Source organism: Pseudomonas kulmbachensis (assembly GCF_963681935.1).
GTDB classification, from domain to species: Bacteria; Pseudomonadota; Gammaproteobacteria; order Pseudomonadales; family Pseudomonadaceae; genus Aquipseudomonas; species Aquipseudomonas kulmbachensis.
Genome location: NZ_OY817088.1, coordinates 2,520,422 through 2,539,670, shown reverse-complemented (window position 1 = coordinate 2,539,670; position 19,249 = coordinate 2,520,422). Strand labels below are relative to the sequence as shown.

At 58.9% G+C, this 19,249-nt stretch carries 12 protein-coding genes; 8 read left to right on the top strand and 4 right to left on the bottom strand.

Going from position 1 to position 19,249, the window contains the following annotated elements; genetic code table 11:
- The 3 genes from U5A05_RS11540 to abaF all read left to right on the top strand — a co-directional run bounded on the left by U5A05_RS11540 (window position 1) and on the right by abaF (window position 3,561).
- Window positions 1-1,029, top strand: coding sequence for a trans-3-hydroxy-L-proline dehydratase (locus U5A05_RS11540; RefSeq protein ID WP_261742195.1), 1,029 nt, complete (start codon window positions 1-3; stop codon window positions 1,027-1,029).
- Window positions 1,030-1,177: 148 nt separating this feature from the next.
- Window positions 1,178-2,095 (top strand): dihydrodipicolinate synthase family protein, encoded by a 918-nt coding sequence (locus U5A05_RS11535; RefSeq protein WP_261742194.1) that lies wholly within the window; start codon window positions 1,178-1,180, stop codon window positions 2,093-2,095.
- A 71-nt stretch (window positions 2,096-2,166) separates the two neighbouring features.
- A complete protein-coding gene (abaF, locus tag U5A05_RS11530; protein ID WP_261742193.1) occupies window positions 2,167-3,561 on the top strand; it encodes a fosfomycin efflux MFS transporter AbaF in 1,395 nt (464 codons plus the stop codon).
- A gap of 127 nt (window positions 3,562-3,688) precedes the next feature.
- Here abaF and U5A05_RS11525 read toward each other — a convergent pair whose 3' ends face one another.
- From U5A05_RS11525 to U5A05_RS11515, 3 genes are all read right to left on the bottom strand, one after another.
- Entirely contained in the window at window positions 3,689-4,699 is a 1,011-nt protein-coding gene (locus U5A05_RS11525) for an Ldh family oxidoreductase (protein WP_321836502.1), read from the bottom strand.
- Between the two features lie 61 nt (window positions 4,700-4,760).
- On the bottom strand, window positions 4,761-6,887 hold the full coding sequence (gene mtlD, locus U5A05_RS11520; RefSeq protein ID WP_321836431.1) for a bifunctional mannitol-1-phosphate dehydrogenase/phosphatase: 2,127 nt from the start codon (window positions 6,885-6,887) through the stop codon (window positions 4,761-4,763).
- Between the two features lie 564 nt (window positions 6,888-7,451).
- Window positions 7,452-8,744, bottom strand: a complete 1,293-nt coding sequence (locus U5A05_RS11515) for a hypothetical protein (RefSeq protein ID WP_321836430.1) — start codon at window positions 8,742-8,744, stop codon at window positions 7,452-7,454.
- A 351-nt stretch (window positions 8,745-9,095) separates the two neighbouring features.
- Between U5A05_RS11515 and U5A05_RS11510 the strand changes: the two genes are divergently transcribed.
- The 5 genes from U5A05_RS11510 to U5A05_RS11490 all read left to right on the top strand — a co-directional run bounded on the left by U5A05_RS11510 (window position 9,096) and on the right by U5A05_RS11490 (window position 18,652).
- The gene (locus U5A05_RS11510; protein WP_261742189.1) at window positions 9,096-11,285 is read left to right on the top strand and encodes a TonB-dependent siderophore receptor; all 2,190 of its coding nucleotides are present in this window, start codon (window positions 9,096-9,098) and stop codon (window positions 11,283-11,285) included.
- A gap of 259 nt (window positions 11,286-11,544) precedes the next feature.
- Window positions 11,545-12,789 carry a multidrug efflux RND transporter periplasmic adaptor subunit MexE gene (gene mexE, locus U5A05_RS11505; protein WP_261742188.1) on the top strand — a complete coding sequence of 415 codons (1,245 nt, stop codon included), beginning with the start codon at window positions 11,545-11,547 and terminating at the stop codon, window positions 12,787-12,789.
- Between the two features lie 15 nt (window positions 12,790-12,804).
- Window positions 12,805-15,984 (top strand): efflux RND transporter permease subunit, encoded by a 3,180-nt coding sequence (locus U5A05_RS11500; RefSeq protein ID WP_321836429.1) that lies wholly within the window; start codon window positions 12,805-12,807, stop codon window positions 15,982-15,984.
- Window positions 15,981-17,390, top strand: coding sequence for a TolC family protein (locus tag U5A05_RS11495; protein ID WP_321836428.1), 1,410 nt, complete (start codon window positions 15,981-15,983; stop codon window positions 17,388-17,390). Before U5A05_RS11500 ends, U5A05_RS11495 begins: the two co-directional genes overlap by 4 nt.
- 206 nt (window positions 17,391-17,596) lie before the next feature.
- Window positions 17,597-18,652: a tetratricopeptide repeat protein gene (locus tag U5A05_RS11490; RefSeq protein WP_261742185.1), complete on the top strand. Its 1,056-nt coding sequence runs from the start codon at window positions 17,597-17,599 to the stop codon at window positions 18,650-18,652.
- 166 nt (window positions 18,653-18,818) lie between these two features.
- Here U5A05_RS11490 and U5A05_RS11485 read toward each other — a convergent pair whose 3' ends face one another.
- Window positions 18,819-19,196, bottom strand: coding sequence for a response regulator (locus U5A05_RS11485; RefSeq protein WP_095000393.1), 378 nt, complete (start codon window positions 19,194-19,196; stop codon window positions 18,819-18,821).
- Window positions 19,197-19,249 lie beyond the last annotated feature (53 nt).

Genomic DNA, 19,249 nt, shown 5'->3' with positions numbered 1-19,249 from the left:
ATGCGTTCATCGAAGGTCATTCATGTGGTCAGCTGTCACGCCGAGGGCGAGGTCGGTGACGTGATCGTTGGCGGTGTGGCGCCGCCACCCGGGGCTACGGTGTGGGAGCAGTCACGCTGGATTGCCCAGGACGAAACCCTGCGCAACTTCGTCCTCAATGAACCTCGCGGCGGCGTGTTCCGTCACGTCAACCTGTTGGTGCCAGCCAAGGATCCACGGGCACAAATGGCCTGGATCATCATGGAGCCGGCCGACACGCCGCCGATGTCGGGTTCCAACTCCATCTGCGTGTCCACCGTACTGCTCGACAGCGGCATTTTGCCGATGACCGAACCGCAAACCCGGCTGGTGCTCGAAGCCCCTGGCGGGCTGATCGAAGCGGTTGCCGATTGCCGCGACGGCAAGGTGCAGCGGGTCGAGATCAAGAACGTACCCTCCTTCGCTGACCGTCTGGATGCCTGGATCGAAGTGCAAGGCCTGGGCTCGATCAAGGTCGACACCGCCTATGGCGGCGACAGCTTCGTGCTCGCCGATGCCAAGGAACTGGGCTTTTCCATCAGCCCGGATGAAGCCAAGGACATCGTCGAAGTCGGCTTGAAGATCACCCGCGCCGCCAACGAGCAACTGGGCTTCGTCCACCCGCTGAACCCGGACTGGTCGCATATCTCCTTCTGCCAGATCGCCGCCCCCGTGGTGTATGAAAACGGTATTGCCAGCGGCGCCAACGCCGTAGTGATCCGTCCGGGCAAGATTGACCGCTCCCCCTGCGGTACCGGTTGCTCGGCACGCATGGCGGTGTTGCAGGCCAAGGGCGTGCTGAAGGTTGGGGATCGTTTTGTGGGGCGCTCGATCATCGGCTCCGAGTTCCATTGCCGCATCGACTCCATGACCGAAGTCGCCGGGCGCGCAGCGATCTACCCGTGCATTTCAGGCCGTGCCTGGATTACCGGCACCCACCAGCACCTGCTCGACCCAAGCGACCCGTGGCCGCAGGGCTATCGCCTTTCCGATACCTGGCCGGGGGCCTGAACAACTGGAACCAGATACACCCTGTAGGAGCGAGCCTGCTCGCGAAGGTCGTTATCGCGAGCAGGCTCGCTCCCACAATTGGAATTTGTACAAAACGCTCGAAATTAATCGTATACGAAATACCATTATAAAACCGGAGGCAACAAACATGAGCAAGCGCATCAACTGGAGTGGCGTCTTCCCTGCGGTGACCACTCAATTCAACGATGACTTCACCATCAACCTGGACAAGACCCACCAGGTGATTTCCAACGTGATCCGTGACGGCGTCTCGGGCCTGGTGGTGTGCGGTTCGGTGGGGGAAAACACCTCGTTGACCGCCGAAGAGAAAATCGCCGTGACTGAAGTCGCGGTGGACGCCTCCCGCGGTCGGGTGCCGGTGATCTGCGGCGTGGCCGAATTCACCAGCGTGCAAGCCGCCAAGGTGGCCAACGCGGTGCGCAAGGTCGGCGTCGATGGCGTCATGCTGATGCCCGCGCTGGTCTATGGCTCCAAGCCCTTCGAAACCGCCGAGCATTACCGCTACGTGGCCAAAAACGCCGACGTGCCGCTGATGGTCTACAACAACCCGCCCATCTACAAAAACGACGTAACCCCCGAAATCCTGATTTCCCTGGCCGATTGCGACAACGTGGTGTGCTTCAAGGACTCCTCGGGTGATACCCGCCGCTTTATCGATATTCGCAATGAAGTCGGCGACCGCTTTGTGCTGTTTGCGGGCCTCGACGACGTGGTCCTCGAAAGCCTCGCGGTGGGTGCCGAAGGCTGGGTATCGGGTATGTCCAACGTGTTCCCAAAAGAAGGCGAAACCATCTTCCGTCTGGCCAAGGCCGGGCGTTTTGCCGAAGCCATGCCGATCTATGAGTGGCTGATGCCGATCCTGCACCTGGACGCCCGCGCCGACCTGGTGCAGTGCATCAAGCTGTGTGAAGCGATTGCCGGTCGCGGCAGCGCGCTGACCCGCCCACCGCGTTTGGCCCTGCCCCGGGAAGATCGTGAATTTGTCGAGCGGATCATGGCCAAGGCTCTGGCCAACCGTCCGCATCTGCCCGATGTCGGTCTTTGATTGATTGCCGGGGCGGGCGTTTGAGCGACCGCCCGGCCCACCTGTTTTCACGGCCCTACAGGACACACTCCATGTCGACCAAACCCTCTCACGCTACAACCACTCCGGCGGGACTGAAACGCGTCGTGGCCGCAGCCATGGCCGGCACAGTCGCCGAGTGGTATGAGTTCTTCCTCTATGGCACCGCCTCGGCACTGGTCTTCGGCCAGCTGTTTTTCCGCCAGACCGACAGCCCGATTGACGGCATCATCGCCGCCTTCGCCCTGTACGCGGTCGGTTTTCTCGCACGGCCAATAGGCGGTCTGGTGTTCGGTCACTACGGTGACAAATTCGGCCGCAAGCGCTTGCTGCAACTGAGCCTGGTGGTGGTCGGCATCACCACCTTCCTGATGGGTTGCCTGCCTGGTTTCGACAGTATTGGCTATGCCGCGCCGGTGCTGCTGGTGCTGCTGCGCCTGATTCAGGGCTTCGCCTTCGGCGGAGAATGGGGCGGTGCCATTTTGCTGGTTTCCGAACACTGCCCGGATAACCGCCGGGGCTTTTGGGCCAGTTGGCCGCAAGCCGGGGTGCCCGCAGGCAATCTGGTAGCCACCGTGGCCTTGCTGCTGTTGTCGACAACCTTGTCTGAAGCGGACTTTCTCGCTTGGGGCTGGCGTATAGCGTTCTGGTTCTCGGCAGTTGTGGTACTGATCGGCTACTGGATCCGCACCAGCGTCGATGATGCGCCGATCTTCAAGGAAGCCCAGGCGCGCCAGGCGCAAAACAAGCAACAACAGCTTGGTGTGGTTGAAGTGCTGCGTCACCACTGGCGCTCGGTACTGGTGGGCATCGGTGCCCGCTTTGCGGAAAACATTCTGTACTACACCGTGGTGACCTTCTCGATCACCTACCTGAAACTGGTGGTGCACAAGGACACCTCAGAAATACTGCTGCTGATGTTCGGTGCTCACCTGCTGCATTTTTTCATGATCCCGCTGATGGGCTATCTGTCCGATCTGGTCGGGCGCAAGCCAGTATATCTGGTGGGTGCCGTACTCACTGCGTTCTGGGGTTTTGTCGGATTCCCGATGATGGACACCGGCAACAACTGGCTGATCATGGCGGCCATTACGCTGGGGCTGGCGATTGAGTCGATGACCTACGCACCGTACTCGGCGTTGATGGCCGAGATGTTCCCGACCCACGTGCGTTATACAGCGTTGTCGCTGTGCTACCAGGTAGCGCCGATCTTTGCCGGTTCACTGGCCCCGCTGATCGCCATCACCTTGCTCAACAAGTACCACAGCTCGACACCCATCGCCTGGTATCTGGTCGGAGCATCGCTGATCTCGATCGTTGCCGTCGCCCTGACCCGCGAGACTCGTGGCAAGTCGCTGCATCAGGTTGATGCGGAATCTGCGGCGCGGATCTCGGCGCTGGGCGAGCCTGTTGCGCCAGCTTCTCGTCGTAGTGACTCATTGGCGTAAACACAACCGTCGCCGCTGAGGAGATACTTCAAGCGTGGGAGCGAGCCTGCTCGCGAAGAACATTCGCGAGCAGGCTCGCTCCCACCAGAGCTTGACCTAGAACAGAGTATCTACAAACGCAGCAGGATCAGTTAAGCACCAACGCCTGCAGATCGTTATACAAAGCCTGCGGGATCTGCACCCCCTCCACCTCGCTACGCGCCCGTGCCTCATAGCGTCGTTGTGACGGCAAACGCGCACCCTGCCCTTCAATACCGGCAAACAATACCTCGGCCCGCGCCAGATGCTGCTCGGTGGCAGCCCCCAGAAAACGCTGCGGATCGAACGCGATAATCAACTCGCCATGGTACGGCGACGACTTGCTGCCCGCGTCATACGCCAAGGACTCGGCACTGGTCAAATCGCCGATCAAGGGCCCGGCAATCAACTCCACCATCGCCGCCAGCGCCGAGCCTTTATGCCCGCCGAAAGTCAACATCGCGCCCGTATCGAGCACCACATTGGCATCGGTGCTCGGCTGCCCCTGGGCATCAACCCCCCAACCTTCAGGAATCGCCTTGCCCGCCCGGCGATGCAGCTCGATATCGCCACGGGCGATAGCGCTGGTGGCGAAGTCGAACACAAACGGATCACGCCCCGCCCGTGGCCAGCCGAATGCAATGGGGTTGGTGCCGAACACCGGTTGGCTACCGCCTGCCGGCGCCACCCAGGCATGACTCGGGTTGCAGGCCAGCGCCACCAGCCCGGCTGCGGTCAACTGTTCGATCTCCACCCAGAGTGCCGAGAAGTGCACACAACGATTGATCGCCAATGCCGCGATACCGTTAGCCCGGGTTTTTTCCTCCAGCAATGGCAAACCTGCCTGGAATGCCAATTGGGAAAAACCTCCCGCCGCATCCACACGCACAATTGAAGGCGCCTGATCGATCACTTGTGGCACGGCATCAGCACAAACCTTGCCCGCACGCAGTGAGTTCACACAACCGAGTACCCGGTAAAGCCCGTGGGAAGCACAGCCATCGCGCTCCCCGGCCAGCACCGTAGCGCTCACCGCACGGGCATGGGCCTGGTTGAAACCGTTATGCAACAAGATCGATTCGGCCAGCTCGTAAGCCTCGGCCAGGGTCAGTCGGATCATCATCAGCTCCTTTAACAGACCTTCCAGACTGGCCCATTGCAGACCTCACCGCTTGATCGAATCAGATCACAGGCATGACGAATTCAGCACAGACGGGGCCATGGAAATGTCCGCAGACGGAGGTGATCAGCGCTGCATCCTTGATCGGGTCCAGCCCCGGATACGGTTGGCCGTTGTAGCTCCCGGTATAGGTCAGCACAGCCTCGATGCTGCCGCTGGCCTGATACAGAGTACGCATCAGTTGGCACTCCTGATCCTTGCTGTCGGTTGTGCGCAGCGCGTAGTGCAGCGCCAGTGCAGTGCCGAACTCCAGGGCGCTGCTGTCAATTCCGTGCTTTTTGGCCAGGTCGATACTGCGGAAAATCCGCTCGTTACGTTGCAGCTTGCGCAGCGGATCACGCCCCACTCGAGCGCAGGGGTCCTTGAAGGAAGTGTTGCAGCGCTGCAGAAAGGTTTTCGAAAACCCGGTCACGGCATCGGCCATATGCGGGTTTTCGGCCACCAGTGCCGGGCCGACTGCCTCGCCGATCAGGCGCTGCGCCAACTCGCTGACCCGTGGATCGCCCATGCCCTGCCCCAACCAGGAATACCCCAGCAGGCTGGCATACCAGGCAATGATTGCGTGGGGGCCGTTCCACAACAGGTTCTTGATTACCTGGGTCTGGGTGATGTCATCAACAGTCTTCACCTGGCGCAAGCGCTCAAGCAAATTACTGCAGCGCTGGGCATAAAGCGGCATGTCCGGCTCACTGTTGAACAGGATCAAATGCAACTGGCTCAAAGCGTTACTGGACTGGGCGAAAGGCCGAAAGCGGCTGATCAGACGCTCGTATTCCGGCACCGGGGTCCGCGGGGCTGCCGTAGGCACAACCGGTTCATCGCTCAAGCTGTTCTGGAACATCTTCGACTTGATCCGCAACTGGCGCACCAGCGCTTCGTTGGACAGTTTGGAGACAATGCGGCTGACCACGGTCTCGACAAAATGGGTGTTGTCGAGAATCTTGCGCGACAGTTCAGGGGATACCAGCAGCTCCAGTTGCGCCTGCACATGTCGACGGACAAAGTCCGCGCCGCCGACTTTGTTCAGCACAATCAGAATCGTCAATTCACGACCACGGCGCTCGTAGCGACGGATCAGGCCCTTGGCAATAACCCCGGCCTGCTTGCGGATTGCCGTTTCAGGGAGGCTCAGCCCAATGATTTCTGCCACGTCGTACATGCGGATCACCGCTTCGGCGTCGTCCATGTCGATCATGTTCAGGTTTTCGATGGTCTGGTCGAAAGACGTGGCGCTGTAACGCACGCTGAAGCGGCCAAACGCCTGAATGGTTTCGCGCAGCATCCGTGAACGGGTCGCGGCGATAATCTCGCACGGTCGGGTGTAGCCATCCCAATGGGAGAAAATTTGCGTCAGGTAGCCGCCCCCCATCGCACCGAAACCATGAATCCCGGCACTGAATTGATTGAGGGTCGGCGGGAAGCTCTCGGTCAGCGCCGGGGTGCCCAGGTCAGGCATGCACTCGTTCAGGTCGCCCAAAAAGCCGTGCATGCTCAGGTACGCCTTGAGTGCCCCGGCCTTGACCTCGGGCGCCGGAGGCTTGATGTCTTCGATCAGGATCGGCTGCCCTTCGGCGCGTATGGCCGACAGCAGACCGTTTTGCGAGTCCTCGAGCATCAGGCAATGCTGTGGCAGACAATTGAGCGCGCTGGCCGCCTTGAGGAAGATTTCGGGATGGGGTTTGCCCTGGCTGACCTCATCACCGCACACCGTGACATCGAAATACTTGAGCACATTGGCATTGATCAAGTACTCCTCGGCGATAGCCCGGCGACTTGAAGTAGCCACGGCCATGGTCAGACCGTATTTACGCAGGCGCTCCAGCACTTCGAGCAGGCCATCCTTGATCGGCACGCCATGATCACGCACAAAAGCCAGTTCCAGCTCATCGGCGCGCAACCTGACCTGTGCGTAGGGGAAGTCCTGACCGTGGTTGGCCTTGGCCAGTTCCTCGGCTTTTTTGGCACTCAAACCCAGTGAGCCGATCAGGGTCTCTTCACTAAGCGGCGTACCGTAAATCTCTAGAGCTGCCTGCTTGAGGGTCTTGAACCTCAGGCGCTCGGTGTCGAACATGGTGCCGTCCATATCGAAGATGGCACTGAAAATTCGTTTGCCCTGAAAATAAATCATGAGTACAGCTCCTTGTAGCGCGAACGTCGATGGGGCCGCTCGCTGAAACGCTTCGGATCAAAAAGTGGTTTCAAATACAAAAACCGGGCAGCAGAACGCACCGTTAAAAGCGGGGCATGCGCGAGCCGGAAGGGCTAGTAGTCAGAAATGATCAGGCGGAGGGAAGTAACACAGGCGCCCATTGGCGCAACTGCCTGAGAAGCAGGGTCTCAGGAGAGGTAAAGCGAAGTGTGCAAGAAGGCGGGAAACAAACCCTGTGACTGCACTGAAGCAGCATTTGACGTGAGGCCCACAGCTTGCAATCAGGGATGCGAAGTGTGAGCCCAACTGGCGATTGATACGTGTGATTCCATCCATATGGCGTTGAAATTTCCTGTATTACGTTGAGTCGGCCTATTAGCTATACCCCATCCAAAGCCTCTAAATCAAGGTTTGCCCCACTACCAACCTGCTGATTGCCAGGCCGTAGCCACTGCAACAGGATGCGATGGGCGGTGCACCAGCCCCGCTTTTGAAGGCCCTTTGGGCCTTGTCGCAGCCTGCGGCAGCGGCTACAGGACAGTTTCAGATTTCGCTGTTCCAGATCACCGTGATATTGCCCTTGTATGTGCTACCCGAGTGCTCATCAATCATTGTTTTGACCTGATCTCGATCGACTTCGAAGTGCAACGTAGCATTGCCGTTATCCACGTACTGGCTGGGCGAAATAACCTCAGGGTTGGTACTTAATAGAAAGCGCTCGACCGTTTGATTCGAGGCATTACGCAAGCCGCCGGGCAACGTTAATCGCGTAGCCACTGGGACAGTGTGGCCCGCAGCGTTCTTGATCGCGCACTGGTCATTCAATGCGTTATCACATTGCAGCGTTACACTGAACGGCGAGGATGCCCATATTTTGAAGCGCTGGTCGGCCCACAACTTTTCCGGACGTCGCCCCTTGTTCAACCATTGCTGCCAACCGCCTGCAGGGTTAAGGGTGACGGAACCGTAGCCAGCCGGAAACTGAAACTTGAGAGTATGTTCAACGGTCAGGGTGAGATTCATCGTGACGACGTTGTCGGTGGCGAGCAGATTATCGCCAAAGTCGAAGTCGCCATTCGGGCCAACTGAGTAGTTGATCGTGCCTGTATACACGCCACTCTCCATTTTCAGCGGATCAGGGGTAGTCATCAGGTAAGACACACTGGCATTACGGAGTCTGAGCATGTCGATATCATACGCAGGAGACTTGCCACAAGGCGCTGCCACCGGTGTAGACCAGAAGTAATCAGCGTCGATATAGCTGGAGGTACCCATCGATGCTCCCAGTACACATGGTGCAGGCGCATTGTATGACCAGGCCGACCCACCCCAAAGAGTACTGTTGGCTCCATTGGGGCCCGTAGCTGACACATCGATAATGTCATAAACACTACGGGTCCGGTTGGTTGCGCTAAAGGCAGTTATGGAAAATTGCACCTCAGCTGTCTGCCCCGTCGTCGTGTTTGTCACTTGAACAGACCTGACCTCGGCAGGAACCTTGATCATCGCGCCGTCACGAATATTTTCATGGTTGGCTAAGATCGGGCGCTGCGTCAGTGCCTCGATTCCGAGACGAATACTGTACAGCCCTTGAGTAGTGCAAAAAGACTGAAACGTGTTGCACAAACCGGTGCTGGGCGTGGTGTTTTTAAACTTATTGACCTGTGGATTGTTCGGATCCGGGGAGAACTTGGCGGAAATCTCGACCGTCGTCGCCAGCACCTGGGGCGCTGCAAACCCTGCCAGGAAAACCAGACAAGCACCCAACAAACAACTTTTAAATACATGCCCCCCGGAACGGGGTCGATCAGAAACTTTCATGATTTGATCTTTCATCCTGGTGCTCTTGTTGCCCTCAATCTGCTCAAACCTGCATATATCGCTGAGGGGAAGTGTAAATTCATTGAGTTGACGAGCGCCGTTAACCACGCTGGATACAGCAAAGCAACATCTGCGGGTGATAGAAAAACAAAATGATAAAAATGGCTTTAAACGCAAAATCCATACTGGAAGTCACGCACTTTAACTTACGTCAGCAAGCTATTTATGTAGGGATTTTCTCAATATTTAAACTAAAAAAACGCGCCTTAAAATCATCTGACCGCTACCCTGTGCGGACGGTTATGTATGATGCGCGCTTGAGAAACAGGCCTGGCCTCAAGCCTGCCCATCGTTCAGGAGCTTTGCATGAACATGCTTTACCGGACTTTCAACGAGGGAGAGTCCGCCCCGCGGTTCACGCTCAACCTGCTGACCCTTGGCCTGCTGCTGTCCAGCACAGTGCCTGTGGCCCACGCGGCCAACACCGAACTGCCCGCGACGTCCATTACCGCCGATGACACCGGCGGCTACCAGGCTGACAACGCCTGGGTCGGTGGCTTCGAGGCGGCGCCCCTGCTGGATACCCCTGCGGCGATTTCGGTGTTTACCGACACCCTGATCAAGGATCAACAAGCCCGGCTGCTCAGCGAGGTGTTGCGCAATGACGCTTCCGTGGGTGAAAGCTATGCGCCCATTGGTTATTACGAGAACTTCGTGGTGCGCGGTTTCTCGCTGAACTCGGCCAGCAGCTACAAGATCAACGGCCGCACCATCACCGGCGAGCAAAACGTCGGCCTGGAAAACAAACAGCAGGTGGAGTTGCTCAAGGGCCTGTCCGGCCTGCAAAGCGGCGTTTCCGAGCCCGGCGGCGTGGTGAACTACGTGACCAAACGGGCGGCCGATGTGCGTTCGGTCACCGTTTCGACCGACGACCGTGGCAGTGGCTACCTGGCCACCGATGTGGGTGGCTGGTTCGGCAGTGAGCAGCAGTTCGGGCTACGTGCCAACTTCGCCCATGAAGATCTCCACTCCTATGTAGAACACGCCAATGGCCAGCGCGATTTCGCGGCGGTGGCGTTTGACTGGAACATCAGCCCTGACGCGCTGCTGCAACTGGATGTGGAGTATCAAAACAAGGAGCAGCGTTCGGTGCCGGGCTATCAACTGCTCGGTGGCACCGAGTTGCCGCACCATGCCTCGCCGAAAAAACTGCTGGCGCACCAGAGCGGCTCCAGGCCGGTGACCATTGATTCGCTGAATATCAACGGCAACTTCGAATACCACTTCAGCGAAAACTGGAAAGGCAGCCTCAGCGCCTCGCGCAGCAAGGTGGTGATTGATGACTACAGCTCGTTTGCCTGGGGCTGTTACGGCTCAACCAGTTGCACCAGCACGGTGCCCAACTACTTCAGCCCCGAAGGCGGTTACGACATTTACGACTTCCAGAGCCCGGACGATACCCGGCGCAACGACGAAGTACAGGCCGCACTGAGTGGTCAGTTTGATACGGGCGGCATCGGCCATGAACTGACCGTCGGCAGCAGTGCATTCAGACGTGTGGTCGATCAGCGCGAGCTGGTCAACGAAATGATCGGCAGCGGCAATATCGACAGCGAACCGCAGGACTTTGCGCGCTACGACGGGCCGCTCCAAGACAGCTATCGCCGTCTGGACAGCCGCCAATACGGGGTATTTTTCAACGACCGCATCAGCTTTAACGAACAATGGCAGACCGTAATTGGCGGGCGTGAAGTGCGTCTGGATGAGCGTACCTTCGACGATCAGGGCGACACCACCCGCCATACCCAACGCTACGAGTTCCTGCCCCAGGCCGCACTGATCTACAAGCCGGTGCAAAACCTGTCGCTGTATACCCGCTACAGCAAGGGCTTGTCGCTGGGCGGCACAGCGCCGTGGTATGCCAGCAATGCCTTTGAAATCCTGGCCCCTAGCGTGTCGCGGCAGATCGAGGCTGGGGTCAAGTACGACTGGCGGCGCATCAGCCTGAGCGCCACGCTGTTCCAGATCCGTCAGGACTACCAGTACGCACGTCCCGATGCGACTCCGGGTGAGTTCACCTACGTGCAGCAGGGCGAGCAGAAAAACACCGGTCTGGAACTCGCCGCCAATGGTTGGGCCAGCGAGCGCCTGCAGATTGCAGCCAGTGTGGCGGCGATTCGCTCGCGGGTTACGGGTAGCGGCACCCCTGACTATGAAGGGCACCAAACCATCAATGTGCCAACCCTGCGTGCCAGCCTTTACGGCGATTACGCCCTGCCATGGGTCGATGGGCTGGCGCTGCTGGGTGGCGTGCAATACAGCGGCAAAAAGTACGCCAGCCAGCAAGGTGGGGTACAGGCGGACGCCTACGCCATCTTCAATATCGGCAGCCGTTACAGCACCCGAATCGAGGGCTATGACACAGTGTTCCGGCTGAGCGTCGACAACCTGTTCGACAAGCGCTACTGGCGCGATGTGGGCGGATACATGGGTGACAACTATGCATTCCAGGGTGCTCCGCTGACGGCCAGGTTGAGTGCCTCGATCAACTTTTGAGGATTACAGTGAAGCAACCGTGGGAGCGAGCCTGCTCGCGAAGGTCTCACCAGGGCTCTTCGCGAGCAGGCTCGCTCCACATCAATAATGAGTTCATGCTTTTTTTAATTGATAGTACCCTAACAAAAAGCGCAGGCTAGAGGGCTCGGTTCGGCTTTCTATCATTCCGGATGATATTGATCTTCGCTGGGTTCGATTCGTGCGCCAGCTCGCGTGCCAGCATTATCCGCCCATCTCAATAGATTGGCGGACTCCCCCCATGGAACGGTCACTTAAACATTTGCGCTTCCCACTCGCGGCCTTGGCCATCGTGGTGATGAGCGCATGCGGTAAAACACCACAAGCGACTGCTCCTGCTTCCGCTGCAAAAGTCAGTGTGGCCAAGGTGCTGGAACAGCCGGTCAATGAATGGGACGAGTTCACAGGTCGCCTCGAAGCACCGGAAACCGTAGAAATTCGTCCGCGCGTGTCGGGCCAGATTGATCAGGTCGCCTTTACCGAGGGCGCCCTGGTGAAAAAGGGCGACCTGCTGTTCCAGATTGATCCGCGCCCGTTCCAGGCTGAAGTACGTCGTCTTGAAGCCGAGGTGCAACAAGCCCGCGCCAACGCTACCCGCAGTGAAAACGAAGCCCAGCGCGGCGAACGTCTGCGCCAAAGCAATGCCATCTCGGCTGAGCTGGCCGACTCGCGCAGCACAGCTTCCCAGGCTGCACGCGCCGGTGTCGCGGCGATTCAGGCACAGCTGGACCTGGCAAAACTCAACCTGAGCTTTACCCGCGTCACCTCGCCAATCAGTGGCCGCGTCAGCCGTGCCGAAATCACCGCAGGCAACATCGTCAGCGCGGATGTCACGCCGCTGACCAGCGTAGTGTCCACCGACAAGGTGTATGCCTACTTTGACGCAGACGAGCGTGTGTTCCTCAAGTACAGCCAGCTTGCCCGCCAGGGCCAACGCGGCCAGAGCACGCCGGTGTACCTCGGTTTGTCCAATGAAGACGGCAACCCGCATCTGGGCCAGATGAATTTCGTCGATAACCAGGTCAACCCGAAAACCGGCACCATCCGTGGTCGCGCCGTGTTCGACAACACCGACGGCAGCTTCACTCCTGGGCTGTATGCGCGATTGAAGCTGGTCGGCAGCGGCACTTACTCCGCTGTGCTGATCAATGACGAAGCGGTCGGCACTGACCTGGGCAAAAAATTCGTGCTGGTGATGGGTGACGACAACAAGTCGGTGTACCGCGCCGTTGATCTTGGTCCGAAAATCGAAGGCCTGCGCATTGTTCGCAGCGGCCTGAACAAGGACGACACGATCATCGTCAAGGGCTTGCAGAAAGTGCGCCCTGGCTCACCGGTGACGCCTGAGGTGATCCCGATGGCCAACGAACAAACCCTCGCCGCACTGGCACAACAACGACAAGCCCTGGAAGCCAGCAACCTGTCACCTGCCAAGCCCGCCTCTGGCGCGCCGAAGCTGGCCAGCGTCGCGACTCCTCGCGGTTAAGGGACGAAAACACCGATGAATTTTTCCCAGTTCTTCATCCAGCGGCCGATTTTCGCCGCTGTGCTTTCACTGTTGATACTGATTGCGGGCGGCATTTCGCTGTTCCAATTACCTATCAGTGAATACCCGGAAGTGGTTCCACCTACCGTCGTGGTGCGCGCCAGCTTCCCGGGTGCCAACCCTAAAGTGATCGGCGAAACCGTCGCCGCGCCGTTGGAACAAGCCATTACCGGTGTTGAAAACATGTTGTACATGTCTTCGCAGTCCACCGCTGACGGCAAGATCACCCTGACCATCACCTTTGCCCTGGGCACTGACCTGGACAACGCTCAGGTGCAGGTGCAAAACCGCGTCACCCGGACCCAGCCCAAGCTGCCCGAAGAAGTGACGCGCATCGGTATCACGGTAGACAAGGCTTCGCCCGACCTGACCATGGTTGTGCACTTGACCTCCCCGGACCAGCGCTACGACATGCTGTACCTGTCCAACTACGCCATCCTCAATATCAAGGATGAGCTGGCACGGCTGAACGGCATCGGCGATGTGCAACTGTTCGGCATGGGTGACTACTCGTTGCGGGTGTGGCTCGATCCAAACAAGACCGCGTCGCGCAACCTGACCGCTACCGATGTGGTCAACGCCATCCGCGAGCAAAACCGCCAGGTGGCTGCCGGTGCGCTGGGTGCCCCCCCTGCCCCCAACGCAACCAGCTTCCAGCTGTCGGTTAACACCCAGGGCCGACTGGTCAGTGAGGAAGAGTTCGAAAACATCATTATTCGCTCCGGCGATGATGGCCAGATCACTCGCCTCAAAGACATAGCCCGGGTTGAACTGGGCTCCAGCCAGTACGCCCTGCGTTCCTTGCTGAACAACCAACCGGCGGTGGCGATACCGATCTTCCAGCGCCCGGGCTCCAATGCAATCCAGATATCCAATGACGTTCGCGCCAAGATGGCCGAACTGAAACAGAACTTCCCGGAAGGCATGGACTTCGACATCGTGTATGACCCGACAATCTTCGTTCGCGGTTCGATCGAAGCGGTAGTCCATACCCTGTTTGAAGCACTGATTCTGGTAGTACTGGTTGTTATCCTGTTCCTGCAAACTTGGCGCGCCTCGATTATTCCGTTAGTGGCCGTGCCCGTATCGCTGATCGGTACGTTCGCTGTGATGCATATGTTCGGCTTTTCGCTCAACGCCCTGTCGCTGTTCGGGCTGGTGCTGGCCATCGGTATCGTGGTCGACGATGCCATTGTGGTGGTGGAGAACGTCGAGCGGAATATCGAACTGGGGCTCAACCCGGTGGACGCCACCAAGCGGGCCATGCGTGAAGTGACCGGCCCGATCATCGCCACCGCCCTGGTACTGTGTGCGGTGTTTATCCCGGCTGCATTTATCTCGGGCCTGACCGGACAGTTCTATAAGCAGTTCGCTCTGACCATCGCGATTTCGACGGTGATCTCGGCTTTCAACTCGCTGACCTTGTCCCCTGCCCTGGCCGCTGTACTGCTCAAGGGTCATAACGCACCGAAAGACCGCTTCACCCGTGTACTTGATCGACTGTTCGGGAGCTGGCTGTTCGGTCCGTTCAACCGCTTCTTCGTCAAGGCCAGTAATGGCTACGTCGGCACCGTGCGCCGGATTATTCGTGGCAGCGGGATCGCAATGCTGGTGTATGCAGGTTTGATGGTGTTGACCTGGGCCGGTTTTGCCCACACCCCGACCGGTTTTGTACCGCCGCAAGACAAGCAATATCTGGTGGCCTTTGCTCAACTGCCAGACGCCGCGAGCCTGGATCGCAGCGAAGAGGTGATCAAACGCATGTCGGAGCTGGCCCTCAAGCAGCCCGGTGTTGCCAACTCGATCGCCTTCCCCGGCCTGTCGATCAATGGTTTCACCAACAGCCCGAACAGCGGCATCGTGTTTGTCGCGCTCAAGGACTTCGATCAACGCAAGGACCCAAGCCAGTCAGCCGCCGCTATTGCCGCCACGCTGAATGCAGAGTTTGCGGATATCCAGGAAGCCTATATCGCGATCTTCCCGCCACCACCAGTACAAGGGCTGGGCACCATTGGCGGCTTTCGCCTGCAAGTCGAGGACCGCGCTGGCCTGGGCTATGACGAACTGTACAAGGAAGTGCAGAACGTAATTGCCAAGAGCCATAGCGTGCCGGAACTGGCCGGGTTGTTCACCAGCTATCAGGTCAACGTTCCGCAAGTCGATGCTGCCATCGACCGCGAAAAAGCCAAGACTCATGGCGTTGCCATCAGCGACATCTTCGACACCCTGCAGATCTATCTGGGCTCGCTGTATGCCAACGATTTCAACCGCTTCGGTCGCACTTATCAGGTCAACGTACAAGCCGAGCAGCAGTTCCGTCTGGAGCCCGAGCAGATTGGCCAACTGAAAGTGCGCAACAACAAGGGCGAAATGATCCCGCTGGCGACCTTCATCAAGATCAGCGACACCGCAGGCCCGGATCGCGTCATGCACTACAACGGTTTTGTCACCGCAGAAATCAACGGCGCAGCGGCACCGGGCTACAGCTCGGGTCAAGCTGAAGCGGCGATGGAGAAACTGCTCAAGGAAGAACTGCCTAACGGCATGACCTTCGAATGGACTGAGCTGACCTATCAGCAAATCCTTTCAGGCAATACCGCCCTGTTCGTGTTCCCGCTCTGCGTACTGCTGGCGTTCCTGGTACTGGCCGCCCAATACGAAAGCTGGAGCCTGCCGCTGGCGGTGATCCTGATCGTACCGATGACGCTGCTATCAGCGATTACCGGGGTGATTCTGTCGGGAGGCGACAACAACATCTTCACCCAGATCGGATTGATCGTACTGGTGGGGTTGGCGTGCAAGAACGCGATTTTGATTGTCGAGTTTGCCAAGGACAAGCAGGAAGAAGGCATGAACCCGCTGGATGCGGTACTGGAAGCCTGCCGCCTGCGTCTGCGGCCGATCCTGATGACGTCGTTCGCCTTCATCATGGGTGTGGTGCCTCTGGTGCTCTCCAGCGGCGCCGGTGCAGAAATGCGTCACGCCATGGGTGTAGCGGTGTTCTCCGGGATGCTCGGGGTGACCTTCTTCGGTCTGCTGCTGACGCCGGTGTTCTACGTCTTGATCCGCCGTTATGTGGAGCGCAGTGAAGCGCGCAAAGCCGCCAAACACCTCAAGCTGGAGTCGCAACAATGAGCGTGAGAGTATTCCTGCCAAGCCTGTTGGTACTGGCCTTGAGCGCCTGCGCCGTTGGCCCGGACTACAAAACCCCGGCGACAGAACCTGCACATATCAGTGCCGACAACCTCAAGGGTTTTGACCGAGCGCATTTTGAAGGGATCTGGTGGCAGCAGTTTGATGACCCGACCCTCAACCAGTTGGTGACTCAGTCACTGGCTGGCAACCGCGAGCTGCGCGTGGCATTTGCCCGCCTGCGCGCGGCCCGGGCGATCCGTGATGACGTCAGCAATGACACCATGCCGACCATCACCAGCCGAGTCAGCAGCGATGTCGGCAAGGGCCAGATTCCAGGGACCACCGAGAAGCGCGTCAACAGTGAGCGCTATGACCTGGGCCTGGACATGGCCTGGGAAATCGATCTGTTTGGCCGCATCCAGCGTGAGCTGGAGGCCAGCGACGCCGACGAGCAAGGGGCTGCAGCCGATTTGTATCAGTTGCAAGTGACCATGATTGCCGAGCTGGTGGACGCCTACGGTGAGTTGCGCGGTGCACAACTGCGCGAGCGTATTGCCCTGGCCAACCTGAAAAACCAGCAAGACTCCAAGGCCATTACCGAAAGCCTGCGTGACGCAGGCGTTGGTGACGAACTGGACGTGATGCGCGCTGATGCTCGCTTGGCGGCGGTTGAGGCCAGTGTGCCGCAATTGCAGGCCGAACAAGTCCGCGAACGCAATCGTATCGCCACCTTGCTGGGCCAACGCCCTGAGCAGCTCAGCGTTGACCTGAGCCCGGCGCAGCTGCCGGCGATTGCCAAAGCCTTGAACATCGGTAACCCCGGTGACCTGCTGCAGCGCCGACCCGACATCATGAGTGCCGAGCGCAAGCTGGCCGCGGCCACTGCCCGGATCGGGGTGGCCAAGGCCGACTTGTTCCCTCGGGTCAGCTTGAGCGGCTTCCTCGGTTTTACCGCCGGGCGTGGTTCGCAAATCGGTTCGGCTGCGGCCAATGCTTGGGCCCTCGGCCCGCGCATTACCTGGCCAGCGTTTGATCTGGGCAGCGTGCGTGCACGCCTGCGCGGTGCCGACGCAGAAGCCGATGGCGCCCTGGCCAGTTATGAACAGCAAGTGCTGTTGGCACTGGAAGAATCAGAAAACGCTTTTAGTGATTACGGCAAACGCCAGCAGCGTTTGGTGTCGCTGATTCGTCAAAGCGAATCCAGCCGAACTGCCGCTGACCTGGCTGCTATCCGCTACCGCGAAGGCACAGTGGACTTTCTGGTCCTGCTCGACGCCCAGCGCGAGCGTCTGGCGGCTGAAGACAGCCAGGCCCAGGCCGAGGTTGAGCTGTATCGCGGCGTAGTGGCCATCTACAAAGCGCTGGGTGGCGGCTGGCAAGCCGAGACCGTCGCAAGCGCGCACTGATTCAACGAGCTCCTTTGGTTGGCCGCAACCAACCATTTTTTAGCCCCGCGCTCATTCGGTCGCGGGGCTTTTTTTATCCGCCAGTGTCGCCAGGCTGCGGCGCCGGTCGTAGCCTCGCCTCGCTCTTCAACGGCTACAGCGTTTGACTCAAGCCCTCTACTGTCCCAATCTTGCACCTCATACGCTCGCCTGTTTCTGGATATTGGATGACCCAGCCACGCCGCTACCTCGTCATCAGCCTTCTGTCCGCGGTTATTGCTGCGGGTCTTTGGTATTCGATGCGCCCTGCTCCGACTGTCCCGACGCCCACTCTGAGCCAACGTTATTCCATCGCACTGGATATGGCCCAAAACGGTAAGCCCGGTGCCGCTCGCGTGCTCTATCAGCAACTGGCGCGCAACGACTTGACCGATGCGCGCCGCGTCAAACTGCATGCCGAGTTGCCTAACTACCCAAGCCCACAGGCGCTGAAGTTGGCCGACGCCGATTTGCACAGCACCTCACCACTGGTGCGCACGGCTGCGATCCAGAGCATTGTCGGGCTGGTACCCAACGCCCAGCGCACGCTGCTGCTGGGGCCGCTATTGGATGATCCGGAGCAGACTGTGCGTTTTGCTGCGGCCAATGCCCTGCTCGGGTTGTCCCCGGATGAACAGGGGCTGTACTTCGGCCCGTTGCAGCAAGTAATCGACGAGTTCGAGCGCGACCTCAAGACCCGTCCCGACGACCCGCAAGCTCAGGGTCAGCTTGCCCGGCTGTACCTGCACGAAGGGCAACTGGATAACGCCCAGGCTGCACTGGAGCAAATGACCCGCCTGGCCCCGGACGACATCAAGGCCGTGGCCGCGCAGATTGACCTGCTGGATAAGCGCGGCCAAGCGGAGCAAGCGCGCCAATTATTGGCCAGCCAACTTGAGGCACATCCTGACTCGGCTTACTTGCAACATACGCTGGGAATCTGGCTGCTCAATCACGGCCAGACCGAGTACGCCCTGCTCGGTCTAGCCAAGGCCGTGGAGCTGGAGCCTGACAACAGTGATTACCGCTACAAGCTGGCCACCGCCCTGCATGACCTCGACCAACTGGAAGCTGCGCAACGCCAGCTCGAAGAGCTGCTGCAACGCCAGCCTGCCAATCGCAAGGCACGGGTGTTGTTGATCGGCTACTGGAAAGAAGCCGGGCAATTGCAGAACGTGCAGGTGTTGCTCGCGCAACTGGAGCAGCAGAACCCGGATGATCCGGCGTTGCAGCAGGGGCTTTGAAACACCTGATTACGTAGCAGCTGCCGAAGGAACGAGGCTGCGTTCGGCGGCGTAGCCGTCGTAAAATCGAGCAACACGGTAATCTGGTACTCCCCGATTGCCGGGATTGCGAGCGCTGCGCACTCGAACGCAGCCTCGTTCCTTCGGCAGCTGCTACAAGTTTGGGTCAGGCCAGCAGTTTCTGGATTTGGGCCTGCAGCGTGTCGAGGTCGAACGGCTTGGCCAGAATCGGCGCCGTGAGGGTAATCGGGCTGCCCGTGTCACGGATTTCTGCCGGGTAACCACTGATAAAGATGACTTTCAAATCAGGTCGCAACTTCAGCGCAGGCTCGGCGATCTGTACCCCCGAAATACCTCCCGGCAGGCGAAAGTCGGTGACCATAAGATCCAGGTGCGGCTTGCTGGCCAATATTTCGAAGGCCTGCTCACCGTTTTCAGCCTGCAATACCCGATAGCCCTCGCCGGACAAGTAGGCACTAAGGACCATCAGGATCGAGGGATCGTCTTCGACAATCAAAACAACATCTTGCGCATCTTCACTCATGGGGAACCTTAATTCATGCAGTCGCTGCCCAGTAAGACTCCGGGCATGGTCAC

What these genes read in the sequence shown, in the direction of transcription:
- abaF (WP_261742193.1), top strand. Translation starts at nt 2,167, where the DNA reads ATGTCGACCAAACCCTCTCACGCTACAACCACTCCGGCGGGACTGAAA.
- U5A05_RS11500 (WP_321836429.1), top strand. Translation starts at nt 12,805, where the DNA reads ATGAATTTTTCCCAGTTCTTCATCCAGCGGCCGATTTTCGCCGCTGTG.
- U5A05_RS11485 (WP_095000393.1), bottom strand. Translation starts at nt 19,196, where the DNA reads ATGAGTGAAGATGCGCAAGATGTTGTTTTGATTGTCGAAGACGATCCC.
- U5A05_RS11525 (WP_321836502.1), bottom strand. Translation starts at nt 4,699, where the DNA reads ATGATCCGACTGACCCTGGCCGAGGCTTACGAGCTGGCCGAATCGATC.
- U5A05_RS11515 (WP_321836430.1), bottom strand. Translation starts at nt 8,744, where the DNA reads ATGAAAGATCAAATCATGAAAGTTTCTGATCGACCCCGTTCCGGGGGG.
- mexE (WP_261742188.1), top strand. Translation starts at nt 11,545, where the DNA reads ATGGAACGGTCACTTAAACATTTGCGCTTCCCACTCGCGGCCTTGGCC.
- mtlD (WP_321836431.1), bottom strand. Translation starts at nt 6,887, where the DNA reads ATGATTTATTTTCAGGGCAAACGAATTTTCAGTGCCATCTTCGATATG.
- U5A05_RS11490 (WP_261742185.1), top strand. Translation starts at nt 17,597, where the DNA reads ATGACCCAGCCACGCCGCTACCTCGTCATCAGCCTTCTGTCCGCGGTT.
- U5A05_RS11495 (WP_321836428.1), top strand. Translation starts at nt 15,981, where the DNA reads ATGAGCGTGAGAGTATTCCTGCCAAGCCTGTTGGTACTGGCCTTGAGC.
- U5A05_RS11535 (WP_261742194.1), top strand. Translation starts at nt 1,178, where the DNA reads ATGAGCAAGCGCATCAACTGGAGTGGCGTCTTCCCTGCGGTGACCACT.
- U5A05_RS11510 (WP_261742189.1), top strand. Translation starts at nt 9,096, where the DNA reads ATGAACATGCTTTACCGGACTTTCAACGAGGGAGAGTCCGCCCCGCGG.
- U5A05_RS11540 (WP_261742195.1), top strand. Translation starts at nt 1, where the DNA reads ATGCGTTCATCGAAGGTCATTCATGTGGTCAGCTGTCACGCCGAGGGC.